This is a genomic window from Streptomyces sp. ERV7 (genome assembly GCF_001653515.1).
Classification (GTDB): Bacteria; Actinomycetota; Actinomycetes; order Streptomycetales; family Streptomycetaceae; genus Streptomyces.
On the sequence record NZ_LYOY01000029.1, the window covers coordinates 1,751,434 to 1,768,160 of the forward strand.

General features: G+C 70.6%; 13 protein-coding genes and 2 pseudogenes. 6 read left to right on the top strand and 9 right to left on the bottom strand.

Translation table 11 applies throughout. From position 1 onward, the window contains the following. The first annotated feature begins 34 nt into the window (after nt 1-34). The 4 genes from A8W25_RS32340 (at nt 35) to A8W25_RS14170 (ending at nt 4,774) form a co-directional block, all read left to right on the top strand. Entirely contained in the window at nt 35-1,927 is a 1,893-nt protein-coding gene (locus A8W25_RS32340) for an FAD-dependent monooxygenase (RefSeq protein WP_079126012.1), read from the top strand. Beyond that, on the top strand, nt 1,924-2,502 hold the full coding sequence (locus tag A8W25_RS14160; RefSeq protein WP_067160654.1) for an NADPH-dependent FMN reductase: 579 nt from the start codon (nt 1,924-1,926) through the stop codon (nt 2,500-2,502). The genes A8W25_RS32340 and A8W25_RS14160 overlap by 4 nt, the downstream gene beginning before the upstream one ends. 60 nt (nt 2,503-2,562) lie before the next feature. Then, entirely contained in the window at nt 2,563-3,057 is a 495-nt protein-coding gene (locus A8W25_RS14165; RefSeq protein WP_067160657.1) for an ACT domain-containing protein, read from the top strand. A 79-nt stretch (nt 3,058-3,136) separates the two neighbouring features. After that, a complete protein-coding gene (locus tag A8W25_RS14170) occupies nt 3,137-4,774 on the top strand; it encodes an FAD-dependent monooxygenase (protein WP_067160660.1) in 1,638 nt (545 codons plus the stop codon). 73 nt (nt 4,775-4,847) lie between these two features. Here the strand turns inward: A8W25_RS14170 and A8W25_RS14175 are convergent, their stop codons facing one another. After that, a complete protein-coding gene (locus A8W25_RS14175; RefSeq protein ID WP_067160663.1) occupies nt 4,848-6,002 on the bottom strand; it encodes a PucR family transcriptional regulator in 1,155 nt (384 codons plus the stop codon). 529 nt (nt 6,003-6,531) lie between these two features. Here A8W25_RS14175 and A8W25_RS14180 point away from each other — a divergent pair. Then, the gene (locus A8W25_RS14180; protein WP_158942512.1) at nt 6,532-7,224 is read left to right on the top strand and encodes a VOC family protein; all 693 of its coding nucleotides are present in this window, start codon (nt 6,532-6,534) and stop codon (nt 7,222-7,224) included. Nucleotides 7,225-7,638: 414 nt separating this feature from the next. On the opposite strand, the pseudogene A8W25_RS33425 reads toward A8W25_RS14180, so the two are convergent. From A8W25_RS33425 to aspS, 7 genes and pseudogenes are all read right to left on the bottom strand, one after another. Beyond that, nucleotides 7,639-7,770: pseudogene (locus tag A8W25_RS33425) on the bottom strand (dehydrogenase); the annotation flags it as partial. Then, nucleotides 7,763-8,097: pseudogene (locus A8W25_RS14190) on the bottom strand (tautomerase family protein); the annotation flags it as partial. The pseudogenes A8W25_RS33425 and A8W25_RS14190, both read right to left, overlap by 8 nt. 78 nt (nt 8,098-8,175) lie before the next feature. Further along, entirely contained in the window at nt 8,176-8,487 is a 312-nt protein-coding gene (locus tag A8W25_RS14195; RefSeq protein ID WP_067160669.1) for an SCO5918 family protein, read from the bottom strand. Between the two features lie 69 nt (nt 8,488-8,556). Then, on the bottom strand, nt 8,557-8,964 hold the full coding sequence (locus tag A8W25_RS14200) for a CBS domain-containing protein (protein WP_067160671.1): 408 nt from the start codon (nt 8,962-8,964) through the stop codon (nt 8,557-8,559). A gap of 46 nt (nt 8,965-9,010) precedes the next feature. Then, nucleotides 9,011-10,522: a DEAD/DEAH box helicase gene (locus A8W25_RS14205; protein ID WP_067160674.1), complete on the bottom strand. Its 1,512-nt coding sequence runs from the start codon at nt 10,520-10,522 to the stop codon at nt 9,011-9,013. Between the two features lie 323 nt (nt 10,523-10,845). After that, nucleotides 10,846-11,049 (bottom strand): cold-shock protein, encoded by a 204-nt coding sequence (locus A8W25_RS14210; protein WP_067160677.1) that lies wholly within the window; start codon nt 11,047-11,049, stop codon nt 10,846-10,848. A 435-nt stretch (nt 11,050-11,484) separates the two neighbouring features. After that, a complete protein-coding gene (gene aspS / locus A8W25_RS14215) occupies nt 11,485-13,263 on the bottom strand; it encodes an aspartate--tRNA ligase (RefSeq protein ID WP_067160680.1) in 1,779 nt (592 codons plus the stop codon). Nucleotides 13,264-13,370: 107 nt separating this feature from the next. On the opposite strand from aspS, the gene A8W25_RS14220 reads away from it, so the two are divergent. Further along, entirely contained in the window at nt 13,371-15,560 is a 2,190-nt protein-coding gene (locus A8W25_RS14220) for a SpoIIE family protein phosphatase (protein WP_067161266.1), read from the top strand. On the opposite strand, the gene A8W25_RS14225 is transcribed toward A8W25_RS14220, so the two are convergent. Next, on the bottom strand, nt 15,482-16,591 hold the full coding sequence (locus tag A8W25_RS14225) for an AI-2E family transporter (protein ID WP_067160684.1): 1,110 nt from the start codon (nt 16,589-16,591) through the stop codon (nt 15,482-15,484). The genes A8W25_RS14220 and A8W25_RS14225 overlap by 79 nt on opposite strands. Nucleotides 16,592-16,727: the final 136 nt, after the last annotated feature.

Sequence of the window (16,727 nt, forward strand, 5' to 3'; positions counted from 1 at the left end):
TTCTTGCCCGTCCGATATCGAAGGAGCACCACCCATGTCTGACTACCCCGCGTCGAAGGTGGACGTCTGTGTCGTCGGCGCCGGACCACACGGCCTCGCGTTCGCCAAAGCCCTGCTGGACGCGGGCCACAGCGTCGCCGTGGTGGACCGGGAGACCGACCGTTCCGGCAAGCGTCAGACCATGCTGATCCAGCCCGGCGCCATCAAGGTCCTCGACTCCCTCGGGGTCCGGGAGGCGGTGGAAGCGGTGACCCACCGGATGGACGGCTACGACTACTACGTGGACGGCGACCGCATCGCGGTGCTGCGCTACGCCGACATCGAGGACAGCCCGTTCGGATACGGACTCGGGGCGCCCTACCGGGTCCTGCAGCACGCCTTCCTGGACGAACTCCTCAAGTACCCGCAGTTCGAGATCTTCGACGGGGCCAAGGTCTCCGCCCTGCTCAAGGACGCCTACGGCGCCATGGAGGGCGTGCTCTTCACCCAGGACGGCGTCGAGCGCACCGTGGAGTGCCGCCTGGTGATCGCGGCGGACGGCGAGGGCTCCCCCACCCGTGACCTGGCCGGCATCTCCGTACAGCCCGCCGCCTGGGACTACGAGGCGATCACGTTCCTGGCGCCGCGTCCCGACGAGTGGCCCTCGGTGCTCAGCAACTACCGTGCCAGCGACAACCGTTACCTCGGTCTGGCCGCCTACTCGCCCGACGAGGTGAGCGTGCTGTGGGGCATCCGCAGCGGCTCGTTCGACGAGGTGAAGGCCCAGGGGTTCGACACCTTCCTGGAGCGGATCCTCTCGGTGGAGCCCCGGCTCGCCCCGGCCCTGAAGGGCCTGAGCGGCTGGCAGGACGTGCGCCACCACAACTTCCCCGGCCACATCGCCGACACCTGGGTGGGCGACGGCGTGATGCTGCTCGGCAGCACCGCCCACAGCCTGACCACGTTCGGCGGACAGAACATGAACCTGGCGCTGTACGACGCCCAGTCGGCGGCCAGGACCGCGGTGCGGGCACTGGCCGAGCAGGACCTCTCGGCGGCCTCACTGGCCGCGTACGAGAACGAGCGCCGCCCGCTGGTGGAGAACATCGCCAAGTTCCAGACCCAGGCGGCCGCCCCGGACACCGACGGCTCGGGCGGTCCCGCCGCCGCGGCGGTCGCCGCGGGGCTGAAGCAGATGTTCCGGTCCATGGCGCTGGGCCCGAGCGCCTGGCAGACCCCGTCCGCCGCACCGGCCGCCGGAGCGGGCCGGGGCCCCGGCGCCTTCGACCCGTCGATGATCCCGACCGACATCTACCGCTTCGACTTCCGTTACGACACCGCTCTCAACTGGGCCTGGAAGAAGGCCCCGAAGAACGACCCGGTGATGACCGAGATCGGCATGTACGCCTGGGAGAAGAACGTCCCGATCATCGGCCCGCTGTCCGGGCGTCTGCTGTGGCAGCTGGCGAAGATGTCCGGCGCGAAGCGGATCTTCGAGTTCGGCTCGGCGGTCGGCTTCTCCACCGTCTGGCTGGCGCGAGCCGTCGGGCCCGAGGGCAAGGTCTACTACACCGAGTCGGATCCCGAACTCGCCGCCAAGGCCACCGAGTTCATCGAGAAGGCGGGTGTCGCGGACCGGGTCGAGATCATGGTCGGGGACGCGATGGAGTCCTTCCGCACGGTCGAGGGCGACTTCGACCTCATCCTGTGCGACATCGACAAGCGCCTCTACCCGGAGGTGTTCGCCGCGGCGCTGCCCCGGCTGGTCAGCGGCGGGCTGTTCGTCGCCGACAACATCTTCTGGAACGGGGACGCGCTCAACGGCTACACCCGCGACGACCTCGGCAGGGCGATCGGCGAGACCGTGGACGCGATGCTCGCCGAGGAGTCGCTGTTCACCACCCTGATCCCGCTCGGGGACGGGCTCGCGGTCGGATACAAGGAATGAGCGTGCGGCTGGTCGCCATCGGCGGCAGCATCGGCCGGCCGGGCCGGCCGTCGCGGACCGAGGCGGCGCTGCGACGCGCGACGGCCGCGGCCGTGGAAGCCGGGGCCGAGGCGGAGTTCTTCGTCGGCGAGCAGCTGCGGCTGCCGCTGTACGACCCCTCGTCCACGGTCCGGGACGCCAGGACGCGGGATCTGCTCGACGCGGTCCGCCGGGCCGACGCGCTGCTGATCGCCTCGCCCGCGTACCACGGCGCGGTCTCCGGGCTCATCAAGAACGCCCTGGACTACTTCGAGGATCTGCGCGAGGACTGCCGCCCGTATCTGGAACAGCGGGTGGTCGGCTGCATCGGGGTGGGGGCGGGGCCGCAGGGCCCGGCCGCCGCGCTGCGCAGCCTGCGCGACATCGTGCACGCGCTGCGCGGCTGGCCCACACCGCTGGGGGTGGTGGTCGGCGCGGCGCCGACCGACCTCTCGGGCGGGCGGGACGACCGCACGGCGGCCCAGCTCGATGCCATGGGCTCCGAGGTGGCCGACTTCGCACGGATGAGGTCCGCCGCACGGCCGTTGCTCGGCTGACGAGGAGACAGGAGGAGCCACGGCCCCGTTCCCAGGGCCGTGCCGACGACAGGAGGCTCGATGGAGCACCCCATCATCTACGGTGTGTGCCACGACATCGCGGTGGCACGGGTGGCGGTCGCCGGAGCGCCCAGGCGGCCGGGGGTCGTGGCGGAGATATTCCGGTCCCTGGCCAACTCCGGTATCAGCTCGGACATGGCACGCAACACGGCCATGCCCGACGGCCGCGACGACCTCTCCTTCATCGTCGCCGAGAGTGACGCGGCGACGGTGCTGGCCGTCCTGGAGCAGGCGCGGGACACCATGGGCTTCGACTCGGTGAGCGTGGACGTCGGCATCGGCAAGGTGGCGCTGATCGGCGCCAGCCTGCGGTCCAACTCCGAGATCATCGCCCGGTACTTCGAGTCGCTGCGCGATGCCGGGATCGCGGTGGAGATGGTCACGGCCGCGGACGGCTGCATCGCGGTGGTGACCCGGGAGCGGGACGCGGGCCGGGCCGCACACCACCTCAAGTCCACTTTCCAGCAGGGCGAACCGTCCCCCCTGCTCCAGTAGGAGCGGCCCGCGCGCGCTAGGTTGATCACAGACGGGAGACGGGCCGCCGCACGCGCGGCCCGCTGACGAGGGGGCTTGAATGGCGGATCGGCACAGCACCGGACGACGGGTCCCGGTCCTGATCGTCGGGGGGAGCCTGAGCGGTCTGTCGGCCGCTCTGTTCCTGGCCGCGAAGGGCGTCGAGTGCCTGCTGGTCGAGCAGCGGCCGGGCACCTCGGTCCATCCGCGGGCCCGGCTGGTGACGGCCCGCTCGATGGAGCTGTTCCGTTCGGTGGGCATCGAGAGCGGGGTCCGCGCGGCGGGTGATCCCGGGCCCATCGGTTTCGTCGTGGTGGACACGCTGGCCGACGAGCACTACGTGCCGACCGGCAACCACCACGACGAGACCCTGGACATCAGCCCGACCGGGATGCGCCTGTGCGATCAGCAGCAGCTGGAGCCACTGGTGCTGGAGCGGGCGCGGGAACTGGGCGCCGAGGTCAGCTTCGGGACCCGGTTCGAGGGCCTCACCCAGGACGCGGACGGGGTCACGGCCACGCTCAGCGAGACCGACGGCGACGGCACGGCGACCTGGACGGTGCGCTGCGACTACCTGCTGGCCGCGGACGGCATCCGCAGCCCGGTACGGGAGGCGCTGGGCATCGGCCGGCACGGCCCCGGGCCGCTGGGGCGTTCGGTGAGCGCGATCTTCGACGCCGATCTGGAGCCGGTGCTCAAGGGACGGCGGGCCATGGCCGTGATCGTCAAGCAGGCCGGTGCCTTCCTCTTCGCCCGCGGCAACAGCGAGTCCCGGATGTGGCAGCTCGGGTTCCCCCTGTTCGACGGCATCGACGCCTCCCCGGAGGGCCTGCGCGAGCGGACCCGGGAGCTGGTCCGGGTGGCTGCCGCCGACCCCGGCCTCGACGTCACCGTGCACAGCGCCATGGCCTGGGAGAGCGCGGCCCTGGTGGCCGACCGGTTCCGGTCCGGCCGGGTGTTCCTGGTGGGTGACTCCGCGCACGCCATGCCGCCTGCCGGTGGCTTCGGCGGCAACACCGGGGTCCAGGACGGCCACAACCTCGCCTGGAAGCTGGCGGCGGTCCTCTCCGGCGCCGCGGGCGAGTCGCTTCTGGACACCTACGACGCGGAGCGGCGCCCGGTCGCGGACTTCACGGTCGAGGAGACCCTGGCGCGGATCGGCCAGTCGTCCGCCGAGTCCCGCGCCACCGTCCAACTCGGCTACGGCTACCCGTCGTTGCTCGCCACCGTCCCACCGGACGGCTCCGCCGAGGAGAGCGGCGAGGCGGCCCTCACCCAGGACCCGCACCGCCCGACGGGCCGTCCGGGAACCAGGGCGGCGCATCTGGTCCTGGAGTGCGAGGACGGCCGGCGGATCTCCGCACTGGACCTGTTCGGCGAGGGATTCGTGCTGCTCACGGGCGCACAGGGCGATGCGTGGGACTCCGCGCGCGTTCCGCTCGACGCGCGGGAACCCGGCGTGAGCGTGCACCGGATCGTCGGCCCCGGTGCACGTACGACGGCGAAGGGGCCGGTGTACCTCGACGTGGACGGGACGTTCGCGTCGTCCTACGCCATCGGCCCCCGGGGAGCCGTGCTGGTCCGGCCGGACGGATTCATCGGCTGGCGGACGGCGGCGGACGGCCCCGGCGCGCGGGAGCGGCTGAGCGCGGCGGCGCTGGGCCTCATGGGCCACGCGCCCGTCGGCCCGTCCCGCTGAGCGCGGGGCACCCGGCCCTTGCGGGCCCGTTCGATCCGGACGGACCCACCGGGGCCGGGGCGGCGGTCGACGGTCAGGCGCCCTCGGCCAGGGCGGCGGAGGGCGCGAGGTCCTGAGCGGCGAGCGCGAGCGCGAACGCGAGGATGCCGCGGGTGCGCACCGGGTTGATCCCGGTCAGCTGCTCGATCCGTTCCAGACGGTACGTCAGGGTGCGCCGGGCGACGTTGAGCCGACGGGCCGTTCTGGTCCGGTCCAAGTCCATCAAATAGAGCGTGCGGAGCGTCTTGAGGAGCTCCGGGGTCTCGATGATGGGAGCGATCAGGGAGACCAGCTGTCCGCGGTACTCGCTGTCGCGGGATATGGCGAGCTCACTGATGACCTGGTTGCCCTCGACCGTCTTGCCGTCGAGTCCGGCGATGTTGGCGAGCGACTCGATCACGGCCGCCTGCTGGATGGCCATCGACAGTCCGGCACGCGGGGCGGTGACCGTTCCGGCGGGTGCGGCGAAGGTGATGCCCGCCTGTTTGAGCGCCTCCACGACCTGGCCGGCCGCCCCGTCGGCGGGCCCTTCGTGCGAGCGGATCGGGGCCAGTACGCACAGATGGCGGCCGACCTGGCAGGCCAGTCCCAGATCCCCGTTGGTCAGCACCGCCGACGCGCGCGCGACGGTCGCGGTGCCGGGCACGAGCTCGTCGGCCAGCCGCCCGGCCATGACCACGTACTCCTTCGCCGGCGTGTGGTGCGCCGCGGCCGCGAGCTCGTCGGAGGGCGAGCCGTTGAGCATGAGGTCCGCCAGCACCCGGCGCGAGGTGTCGAGGCCGGCCTGCTTCTGCGCGTGCAGATAGGCGAGGCTGATCGCGGCGGTGATCTCCTTCACCGCGGTGGAGGCCCACTGCGTGAGTGTCACCAACTCGCCCTGCTCGCCCGGCCGTGCCGAGACCCAGCAGGCCGCCAGGGCCACCGAGCAGCCCAGCTCCCAGGCGTGCAGCAGGGGGGTGATGCGCTCCCCCCGCTCGGCCAGCTGGACGGCGACCGCGGTACAGCGCGCAAGCTCCTCGGCCGGCAGCCGGCCGCCCTGCCGGTAGAGCTCAAGACCTTGGTCGAGCACCGTACGCAGAAGCTGCTGCCAGTTCTCGGCCGTTCCGCCGGAGTCCGCGCCCTCGACGTAGGCCTGAATCTTTTGCCAGACCTCCTGGGCGATTTCTTCGTTACGCCCGGCAAGCCTCACAAGTGTGTCCCCGCGAGAAATCTCCAAAGTGCCCATCACATGCCCCCATACATGTTGTGGCGCGCTCCACCCCGCCTAGCACACCACCCCCGGATGCATCAAATCTCCCCACGGGGCGGGCCGACGGGCGCGGAGCGCGAAGAGCCCAAAGCCCAAACAATCTCGCACAGATCCGAAGTGACTTCCATCCGGGTTTCCCTCCACACCCCCACACCGAGTGTGATCTACGCCACAATACCGTCTCTTTTCCGTTTACTGAGCACTTCTTTACCGTTTTCCGGGAAGCGAACTACCTCTTCAGGCGTCCGGACGGGCGCGCGTGCCGTATTCACAAAGTGCTCACAGGACGCCGCTGACCTCCCTCGGGGCCCTTCCCAGGTGTGCAGACTCCCCGGCGCCATTTCGACACTGAGCATGGTGACCGGTTCCCGGCGGAACCGATAGTGGAGCTGATGCAGCGGCCACATCGACGCGGGGTGACTGCGGAAGATTGCCGGGCGCCACGAGGCCAAGGGAGGCCCAAGTGTTCTTGGACCATGTCACTTTCGCTGTCCATGACCTGGATGAAGCAATTGCACAAATAGAGGGGGCCCTGAATGCCACCTTCGAGGTTCCGACGGACACCATTCCAGGAATTACCGGCCGCGTTCTCGCCATGAACGGAAGTTTCCTGGAAATCATGGCCGTTTCGGATCCGGCACAGGCCAGTCTCTCCCCGTTCGGAAAGAAGTTCGTCCAGTATCTCGAAGAACGCGGTGCTGGTATTTTTTCGGCCACGCTGTGCACGGACAACCTCGCCGGGCTGCAGGAGAACCTGCCGGACACCGTCAAGAACTGCGGGCCCATTTCCACCTGGGTGCCTCAGCCCGACGGCTCCAAGATCTATTTCTCTTCCCTGTTCTTCGGCCAGTACCACCTGATGCCGTGGGTCATCGAGTACCACTCCGAGCTGCCCGACGTCCCCGTCGACCTGCGGCTGCGCTCGGCCACGATCCAGGTGTCCGACCTGGCCACGGCGGTGCGGCACTACCCGACGGTGTACGGCGTCGCGGCGGATCGGGTACGGATGACCGACGGCGCGGCCCGACTCGAACTGCACGACAGCCACCTGGAGTTGAAGGAGGCGGCCCCCGAGGGTCTGTCCGTGATCGAGATCGAAGCACCCGGCAGAACCCTGCGGCTGTCCTTCGACGACAACGGGCTGACCTGCACCGAACGGTAACTAGCAAGCCGGTCACCCGGTTTCCCTAAAAGCGCCTCCACACTGATGAAGAACCGCTTCCAGAAAGGGCTGGTCGGACCGGTGAACGAGGGGATAACCGCTCTCAAGGCGCGCTGAGCGAGACGATCGGATCTCTCGGCGCCATGGGAATCCGGCCAAGCCTCAGCGGGCCGGTCCGGTTCATGCGCCGACGGCGCGGCGTCGAGTCACCCGAGGAGCCCAGCGACCTGTAGAGGGCCCTCCCGCACGACAGGCCGTTCGACGCCCGCCGACGCGCTCGCAGAAAATCCGCGTGTTGCTCCGTGCGATTCGGCTCGTTCATCTGGTACAGGCGTCTACGAGGAGATCCGTGATCAACTCGCGGCGAAGTTCGGGGCGTTGTTCCCACCACCGGACGAGCGTCAGCGGCGACGGGATCGCGGAGTCCACGTCGCAGGAGGTCGCGGCGACCGGCGCGACGATCGCCTCCCGGCCGGACCGGACTTCGGGGTCCGGGGTCTCGCGCCACTCGACCGTGTTGCGGGCGACGTAGGTCAGTTCACGCATGGGCCTGCTCCTTCGCCTGCTCCTTGCCCTGCCGCGCCAGGGCGACGAGGCCGGCGTAGCGGATGACGGAGCCGCCCGCGCCCCAGGTACCGTCCGGCTGCTCGTGCACCAGCACCCACACCCGCGGCGCGTCGTCCGCAGTGAGCCCGGCGGCGGCCAGGACCGTGTCGGTGGCGTCCTCGACCAGGCCGGCTTTGCGCCGCCCGGACAGCGCCCCCTGCGGCACTGTCACCTCCACGAGGAAGCGGGGGAGCTCGTCCTCGGCGGTCCGCTGGGCGCCTTCGGGCGCTCGACGAGGTAACTCCACGCCTGGGCGCGGAAGAAGGCGTGTCGGGCCGCAGGATGTGCCCGTCGGCGGGTGTTGTCCTGCCGGTCGCCGCCGAGGTACTGCCTGCTGCCCGTCGGTCAGGCTGCCGCAGATGCGCCGAGCATCGCGGAAGCCTTTTGCAACGGGCTGAGAACGCGGGTGGGCGCGGCGGCCGGGGAATAGTCGCGGCAGGTGAAGCCGAGCTGGGTCATGGCCCGCAGGACTTCGCCGGTGCTGAAGTCGCGGCGGTCCTGACGTGTGATGACCTGGCCGACCTGCTTGACGGGGTAGGTACGGCGGCCGATGATCACGGACTCACCGGAAGCCTGCTCGGGCTTGACCCCCTTCATCGTCTCCAGGACGCCGCTCTTGGTGAGCTCGAACGGGAAGCGGGCGATGACACAGCGCATGATGCCTCACAGGGAGAGAACTGACGGGGGACGGTCCGAAGAGGAACGGTTCTGCCGCGGTGGTGGCGGTCAGCGGGCAAGGGCCAGGACGCCCAGAGCACTGCCGTGTTCGTCGACCACAGGCAGGGCATCGACCTGGCTGCGGCGCATCGCGTGCTGGGCTTCGGCCATGGTGGTCACGGGAGAGGTGAACGGCCCCCGGTCACCGAGGATGTCGCGCAGCTGGACCCGGTCCGTGTACGCGGAGCTGTGACGGGCCGCGGAGAGCTGGACCTGGGTGAGAAGCCCGGTGCACAGGCCACCGCCGTCGCAGACGAGGAGGTAGCCGGTGCGGGCGCTGGCCATGACGGACAGGGCGACTTCGACGGTCATGTCGTCGCAGACCTGCGGTGCGCCGGTGACCATGGCGTCGGCCGCCGTCCCGTGTACCGGAGGGGTACTGGTCGAGCGGGGGGGCTGTGTCTGAACCAGCGTCAAAAGGTGCCTCCTGCGTGGGTGGGGCGGATTCCTGATCACGACGTCTCTAGGCCGCCGCGTCGTAAGAGGCATGCGGCACTGTCCTGCGCCGGGCAGCCGAAGCGGGGCTGCGTCGGCCGCGTGTGGACGCACTGCGCTTGCGTCGCTCGGCCGCCGGCGCGGTGATCGTGACGGGGATTCCGGAGGGGGTCCGGGCGCCGGTGATCCGGCTGAGTGCCTCCTCGCCGGAGCGGACCTGCGTGGTCCGGGGCACGATGCCGGCCGCGGTCATCAGGCGGGTCATGTCGCGGCGCTGGTTGGGCGTCACCAGCGTGACGACGCTGCCCGACTCCCCGGCCCGCGCGGTACGGCCACCGCGGTGGAGGTAGTCCTTGTGGTCGGTCGGCGGGTCGACGTTGACGACGAGGTCGAGGTCGTCGACGTGGATGCCGCGGGCGGCGACGTTCGTGGCCACGAGCACAGTGACGTGTCCGGTCTTGAACTGGGCCAGGGTCCGGGTGCGCTGGGGCTGCGACTTGCCGCCGTGCAGGGCGGCGGCCCGCACCCCGCTGTTCAGCAGGTCCTGCGTCAGCCTGTCGACGGCGTGCTTGGTGTCCAGGAACATGATCACCCGACCTTCGCGTGCCGCGATCTCGGTGGTCGTCCGGTGCTTGTCCGCGCCTTGGACGTGCAGCACATGGTGCTCCATCGTGGTGACCGCGCCTGCGGACGGGTCGACGGAGTGGACGACGGGGTCGGTGAGGTATCGGCGGACCAGGCGGTCGACGTTGCGGTCGAGGGTCGCGGAGAACAGCATCCGCTGGCCCTCGGGGCGTACCTGGTCCAGGAGCGCGGTGACCTGGGGCATGAATCCCATGTCGGCCATCTGATCTGCCTCGTCCAGGACGGTGATCGCGACCTGGTTCAGTCGGCAGTCGCCGCGGTCGATGAGGTCCTTGAGCCGGCCCGGCGTCGCGACGACGACTTCGGCGCCGCCCCGCAGCGCGTTGGCCTGCCTGCCGATCGGCATTCCTCCGACGACGGTGGCCAGACGCAGTTTCACCGAGCGGGCGTAGGGGGTGAGCGCGTCGGTCACCTGCTGGGCGAGTTCACGTGTCGGTACGAGGATCAGGGCCAGCGGCCGACAGGGCTCGGCGCGCTGTCCGGCGGTGCGGGCCAGCAGGGCCAGGCCGAAGGCGAGGGTCTTGCCGGAGCCGGTGCGCCCGCGCCCCAGGGCGTCGCGGCCCGCGAGGGTGTTGGGCAGGGTCGCGCCCTGAATCGGGAACGGGACGCTCACGCCTTGCGCGGTCAGCGCGGCCAGCAGGGGTGCGGGCATGTCGAGGTCGGCGAACGCCTCGACCGCGGGCAGCGCGGGAGTGATCGTCTTCGGCAGGGCGAACTCGCCCTGGACCGCGGCGGGCCGCCGACCGTGGCCGCCCGAGCGGCCTGGACCGCCGGAACGGGTCGCGGCGGGCGAACCGAGGCGGGCGCCCCGCCTCGAACCGGCACCGGCCCCGAAAGCGGGGGCCTCGGTCCGGCGGGGGCGGGAGGAACGGCCGTTCGTACGTGTGGGGTTCATCGAGAACCTTCCTTGATACGGCACGCATCAAGGAATTCCCTCACCGAAAGAGCAGCGCGGAGAATCACCAGCACGAACCGAATGGAATGCGAAAAGCAATGCGGCTTGCAGCGGATCCGGTGCGGGGTGCGAGCCATCAAATAGGCGGCGCCATGCGAACATAAAATCCGGAGGCCGACCGGTACATCTCCGAAAAGGCGCGCGTCCTGAGGACGGGGCTACGGGTGACGTTGCCCCACGGGTGATACCACTGCGCAAAATGTCCGTAGCTGGGGTCCGCACCCCGAGGGATGCGGACCCCAGCTACGAAGTGCGCGTCCGCGTCAGGCGAGAACGATGTTCTCTGCCGACGGGCCCTTCTGGCCCACCGCGATATCGAAGGTGACCTTCTGGCCTTCGAGCAGCTCAAGGAGGCCCTCGGCGGCGATGTTCGAGAAGTGGGCGAACACGTCAGCGTCTCCGCTGTCCTGCTCGATGAAACCGAACCCGCGGGCCGCGTTGAACCACTTCACTGTGCCTGACGCCACGCCGTATCTCCTTTGGGGCAGTACGCCGGGACCCGCGATGTGCGGATATCGGGGCGCCGCGATGATGCCCCTCCGAAAAAGACCGGCGACACAAAAAAGCTTCCCGGCGCCGAAATCATCCGGCGAAGGAGCTTGACATTTTCGGGAACCGCAACTGCAACTGAGATCGACAGTAGCATGAGGCAGCGACGCCTGTACGGTAAACAACTCCACGGTTTTGCTTGCCGCAAAAACACTCCCCGCACTGCGCGTTAAAACCTCTTCGCGCGGTCACAGATATTTCCCCGCCCGCAGCGGAGCACTTCGGGAACAGCGAGTCCAGCCGATGCACGCCTCCCGCGAGGGGCGGGAGGCGGAGGCGATCGTCCCGGTTCTTGCGGCAGACCTCGGCACGTGTATACCGGGGACCCGCCGGCCCGCAGACAAAGACCGGGCTTACTTCTCCGCGGCCTTGGCCGCGACCGGCTTGCGCAGCTGGATGTTCAGCTCGCGCAGACGGGACTCCTCCAGCTCGCTCGGCGCGCCCATCATCAGGTCCTGCGCGTTGCCGTTGAGCGGGAACGCGATCGTCTCGCGGATGTTGGGCTCGTCCGCCAGCAGCATCACGATGCGGTCGACACCCGGGGCGATGCCGCCGTGCGGCGGGGCGCCGAGGCGGAACGCCTTGAGCATGCCGGAGAACTCGCGCTCCACGGTCTCCCGGTCGTAGCCCGCGACCTCGAACGCCTTGAACATGATGTCGGGCTCGTGGTTGCGGATCGCGCCCGAGGACAGCTCGATGCCGTTGCAGACGATGTCGTACTGCCAGCCGAGGACGTCCAGCGGGTCCTGGGTCTGAAGGGCCTCCAGGCCGCCCTGCGGCATCGAGAAGGGGTTGTGCGAGAAGTCGATCTTGCCGGTCTCCTCGTCCTTCTCGTACATCGGGAAGTCGACGATCCAGCAGAACCGGAAGACGCCCTCCTCGAAGTGGCCGGCGCGCTTGGCGGCCTCGACGCGGACCGCGCCCATGATCTTGGAGACCTCGTCGTACTCGCCCGCGCCGAAGAACACGGCGTGACCGGCCGCGAGGCCGAGGCGCTCGGTGAGGACCTTGACGTTCTCCTCGGTGAGGAACTTGGCGATCGGACCCGCGAAGGTGCCGTCCTCGCCGACGCGGATCCAGGCCAGGCCCTTGGCGCCGTGCTCCACCGCGTACTCGCCCAGGCCGTCGAAGAACTTGCGGGACTGGCCCGCGACGTCCGGCACCGGCAGCGCGCGCACGTGCTTGCCCGCGAACGCCTTGAACTCCGAGCCCTCGAAGACGTCGGTGATGTCGACGAGCTCCAGCTGGGCACGCAGGTCCGGCTTGTCGTTGCCGTACTTCAGCATCGACTCGCGGAACGGGATGCGCGGGAACGGCGAGGTGACGTGGCGGCCGCCGCCGAACTCCTCGAAGAGCTCGGTCATCAGCTTCTCGACCGGCCGGAAGATGTCCTCCTGCTCGACGAAGGACATCTCGATGTCGAGCTGGTAGAACTCGCCCGGCGAGCGGTCCGCGCGGGCGTCCTCGTCGCGGAAGCAGGGCGCGATCTGGAAGTAGCGGTCGAAGCCCGAGATCATCAGCAGCTGCTTGAACTGCTGCGGGGCCTGCGGCAGCGCGTAGAACTTGCCGGGGTTCAGACGCGAGGGCACCACGAAGTCGCGGGCGCCCTCGGGGGAGGTCGCGGCGAGGATCGGGGTCGCCATCTCGTTGAAGCCGAGCGCGGTCATCTTGTGGCGCATCGCCGAGATGACGGCGGAGCGCAGCATGATGTTGCGGTGCATGCGCTCGCGGCGCAGGTCGAGGAAGCGGTACTCCAGGCGCCGCTCCTCGTTGACGCCGTCCTCGGCGTTGATCGTGAACGGCAGCGGGCCGGCCGCGCCGAGCACCTCGACCTCGCCGACCTCGATCTCGATCTCACCGGTCGGCAGGTCCGCGTTCACGTTCTCCGCGCCGCGCGAGACGACCTTGCCGTCGATCCGGACGACGGTCTCCTTGGAGAGCTTGTCCAGGACCTCGGCGCCGGCCGTGCCGGGGCGGGCGACCAGCTGGGTGATGCCGTAGTGGTCGCGCAGATCGATGAAGAGGATGCCGCCCAGGTCTCGGCGATTGTGCAGCCAGCCGCTCAGCCGGACGTCGGTCTCGACGTCGGTGGCGCGGAGCTCGCCGCAGGTGTGGGACCTGTACCGATGCATTTCTTCATCCAGTTCTTCGCGTGACAGGCGGGAAACAGTCCCTCCAGGTTACCGGCCGGGCCGAACACCTCTCGCCGGTATAAATCCGGCTGCTTAGAGTGGGGATCATGCGCACCGAGGACGTCCTGGCTGCGATCGCCACCGGGCTGTGGCGCTGGGACAACGCGTCCGGAACGGTCACGCTCGACGCCGAGGCCGCCCGCCTGCTCGGTCTGCCCCCCGAGCGGGCCGTGCTCAGCGAGGCCGCGGTGCGCTCCCGCTTCCACCCGGTCGACTGGAACGAGGTCGACCAGATCGTGGCCCTGGCCGTGGCGGAGGGCACCCTCGCCGAGGCCCGGATGCGGATCATGGACGAGAACGGCCGGGTCCTGCGTACCGTACGCAGCCGCTCCAAGCCGATCCGCAAGGAGAGCACGGAGAGCGCCGAGGGCCTGGACTACGTCCTGGTCGGCACCCTCCAGGAGGTCGCCGAGCCGCCGCCCGGCGCCACCGCCGCGCACACCCCCATCACCGGCGACTGGCGCCGCTCCCGGGAGGCGTTCCTGCTCGACGCGGGCCGGGCGCTGGCCGAGGCCCGCTCCACGGCCGAGGTGCTGCGGGTGGCGGCCTCGCTGTCCATGCCGGGCTTCTCGCCGGACGGGCTCGCCGTCTTCGGGGTCGCGGGCGACCGGCTGTCGATCATCGGCCACCACGGGCACAACCCGGGCGACGACGGCCCCTTCGCGGACATGCAGCTGGACACGGACTACCCGGCGGCGGACGTCGTCCGCACCGGCCGGGCCATCTATCTGCCCAGCCCCGAGGAGTACCGCCGCCGCTACCCGGCCACCTGGCCGCTCGCCCGGCGCTTCGACCGGCAGTCCTGGGCGTTCCTGCCGCTGATCGTGGCCGGGCGGACCATCGGCACCTGGATGGCGGCCTTCAAGCACCCGGTGGCGTTCACGCCCGACGAGCGCTCGGTCCTCACCACGGTGGCGCGCATGCTGGCCCAGGCGCTGGCCAGGGCGGGCGAGGCGGAGTCCGAGCGCGAGCTCTCGCTGGGGCTCCAGCGCTCGATGATGCCGACGCTGGGCCCCGAGATCCCGGGGATGACGGTCGCCGCACGCTATGTGCCGACCGGCGGCGGGCTCCAGGTGGGCGGCGACTGGTACGACATGATCCCGCTGCCGTCGGGCCGGTTCGCCCTGGTCATCGGGGACGTCCAGGGCCATGACGTCCGGGCCGCGGGGCTGATGGGCCAGCTCCGCATCGCCCTGCGGGCGTACGCGAGCGAGGGCCACCGCCCCGACGCGGTCCTCTCCCGCGCCTCGCGCTTCCTGTACGGGATCACCGAGTCGTACGGGGAGTCCTACGGGGACGGCGACGAGCACCCGCGCTTCGCGACCTGCCTCTACATCGAGGTCGACCCGGCGACCGGCACCCTCGACATCGCCCGGGCCGGGCACCCGGACCCGGTGATCCGCACGGCCGAGGGCACCGCGCTGATCCGCCAGACCTCGGGCGGGCTCCCCCTCGGCATCGAGGCGGACTCGGACTACCCGACCACCCGGCTCGTCCTGGAGCCGGGCGAGACGATGATGATCTGCACGGACGGGCTGATCGAGACCGGCGGCCACGACATGGGCTCGGGCTGGACCCGGCTGCGCCCGGTCCTGGAGGAGGACACCGGGGAGAGTCTGGAGAAGCTGGCGGACGCGCTGGTCCAGGCGGTGCACGGGCCCTCCTCGCACCACACGGTGGGCCCGCTGGCCGACCGCCGCGAGGACGACATCGCGGTGCTGCTGCTGTGCCGCAACAGCGATGTGTGCGGCTGCGGGACGCTGCCGGGCCCCGGGGTCGTCCCGGCCCGCCGCACCGCCGTGACCGTCGCCCAGGCCGAGCCGCACCGGATCGCGGGGGTCCGGCGCCAGCTGCGCGAGCTGCTGCACGACTGGGCGGACGAGGAGCAGGTGGACTCGGCGGTCCTGATGGTCTCCGAGATGGTCACCAACGTGCTGGTCCACACGGACGGCGACGCGCTCCTGGTCGCCGAGGCCACCGGCGCGCCCGGCACCCGCTGTCTGCGCGTGGAGGTGGCCGACGCCAGCGACGACCTGCCGCACAAGCGCCGCCCCGGCGAGATGGCGTCCAGCGGGCGGGGCCTGATCCTGATGGAGATGCTGGCGGACCGCTGGGGGGTCGACCCCAGGGGCGAGGGCAAGTCGATCTGGTTCGAGCTCTACGAGGGGCCGGACGGGGCGCCGGGGGACCGGCCCGGCGGGCTGGTCGGGCCCGGCGGGGGCTCCCCCGTGGCGTAACGCTTCCGCAGCTCGCCGAGGACGCCGAACCCGGCGGCCGCGACGGGCACGGCGAGCAGCATCCCGAGCAGCCCGGCGACGCCGGCTCCCGCCGTGATGGCGATCATGACCATTGCCGGGTGCATCTGTACGGTCCGGCTCTGGATCATCGGCTGGAGGATGTGCCCCTCCAGCTGCTGTACGGCGAGGACGACCCCGAGCGTCCACAGCGCGATGCCGATCCCCCGGTCGGCGAGCGCCACGAGGACGGCGACGGCGCCGGAGACGAAGGCGCCGAGGTAGGGGATGTACGCCCCGATGAAGACCAGGGCGCCGAGGCCGACGGCGCCGGGCACCCTCAGGATGAGCAGCCCGACCGTGATGCACAGGGCGTCGATGAGGGCGATGATCGTGGTCCCCCGCATAAACCCCTCGACGGCCTCGAAGGCGCGGCGGGCCATGGCCTCCACGACGGGCCCGGTGCCGCGCGGGGCGAGGGAGTGGGCCAGGTGGACGGCCCGGTCGGAGTCCTTGAGGAAGAAGAACGTCAGCAGCAGCGACAGGACCCCGGTCGCGATGAGCGAGCCGATGATGCTGAGCCCGGTGAGCAGCCCCGACGCGGCGGTGGCGCCGAACTTCCCGAGCAGCGTCTTGGCGTTGTCGGCGAGGCTGGAGACGCCGTCGCCGCTCGCGACGCCGAAGTGGTCGGCGAGCCACCGGCCCGCCTGCCTCAGCGACTCGATGATCTGGTCCCCGGTGTCGATGAGGGCGCTGACGACGACGTACCCGGCGCCGCCGACCACCGCGACGAGCGCGACGCAGGTGAGCCCGGCGGCCAGCGACCGCTTCATCCGCAGCTTCAGCAGCTGCCGGAAGACGGGCCCGAGCAGGGCCGTGCCGAGCAGGGCGAGCAGTACGGGGGTGACGGCGGTCTTGAACACCACGCAGAGCCAGATGGCGACGGCGGCGACGCCGGTGACGAGCAGCACGACGACGCACCACGCGGCGAGACGCCGCGCGGGCTCGGGAAGTAGTGCCCTACCGCGCTCCACCCGCCCAGCGCACCACGCGCCACCACCCCCCGCGCCCCGGGTCACCCGCCCGGGTTGCGGGGCCCCGGCCGGGGGCTACGCCCCCGCACCCCGCTTTCGGCTGCGGACCGTGCTGGGTTGCTCGCGCAGTTCCCCG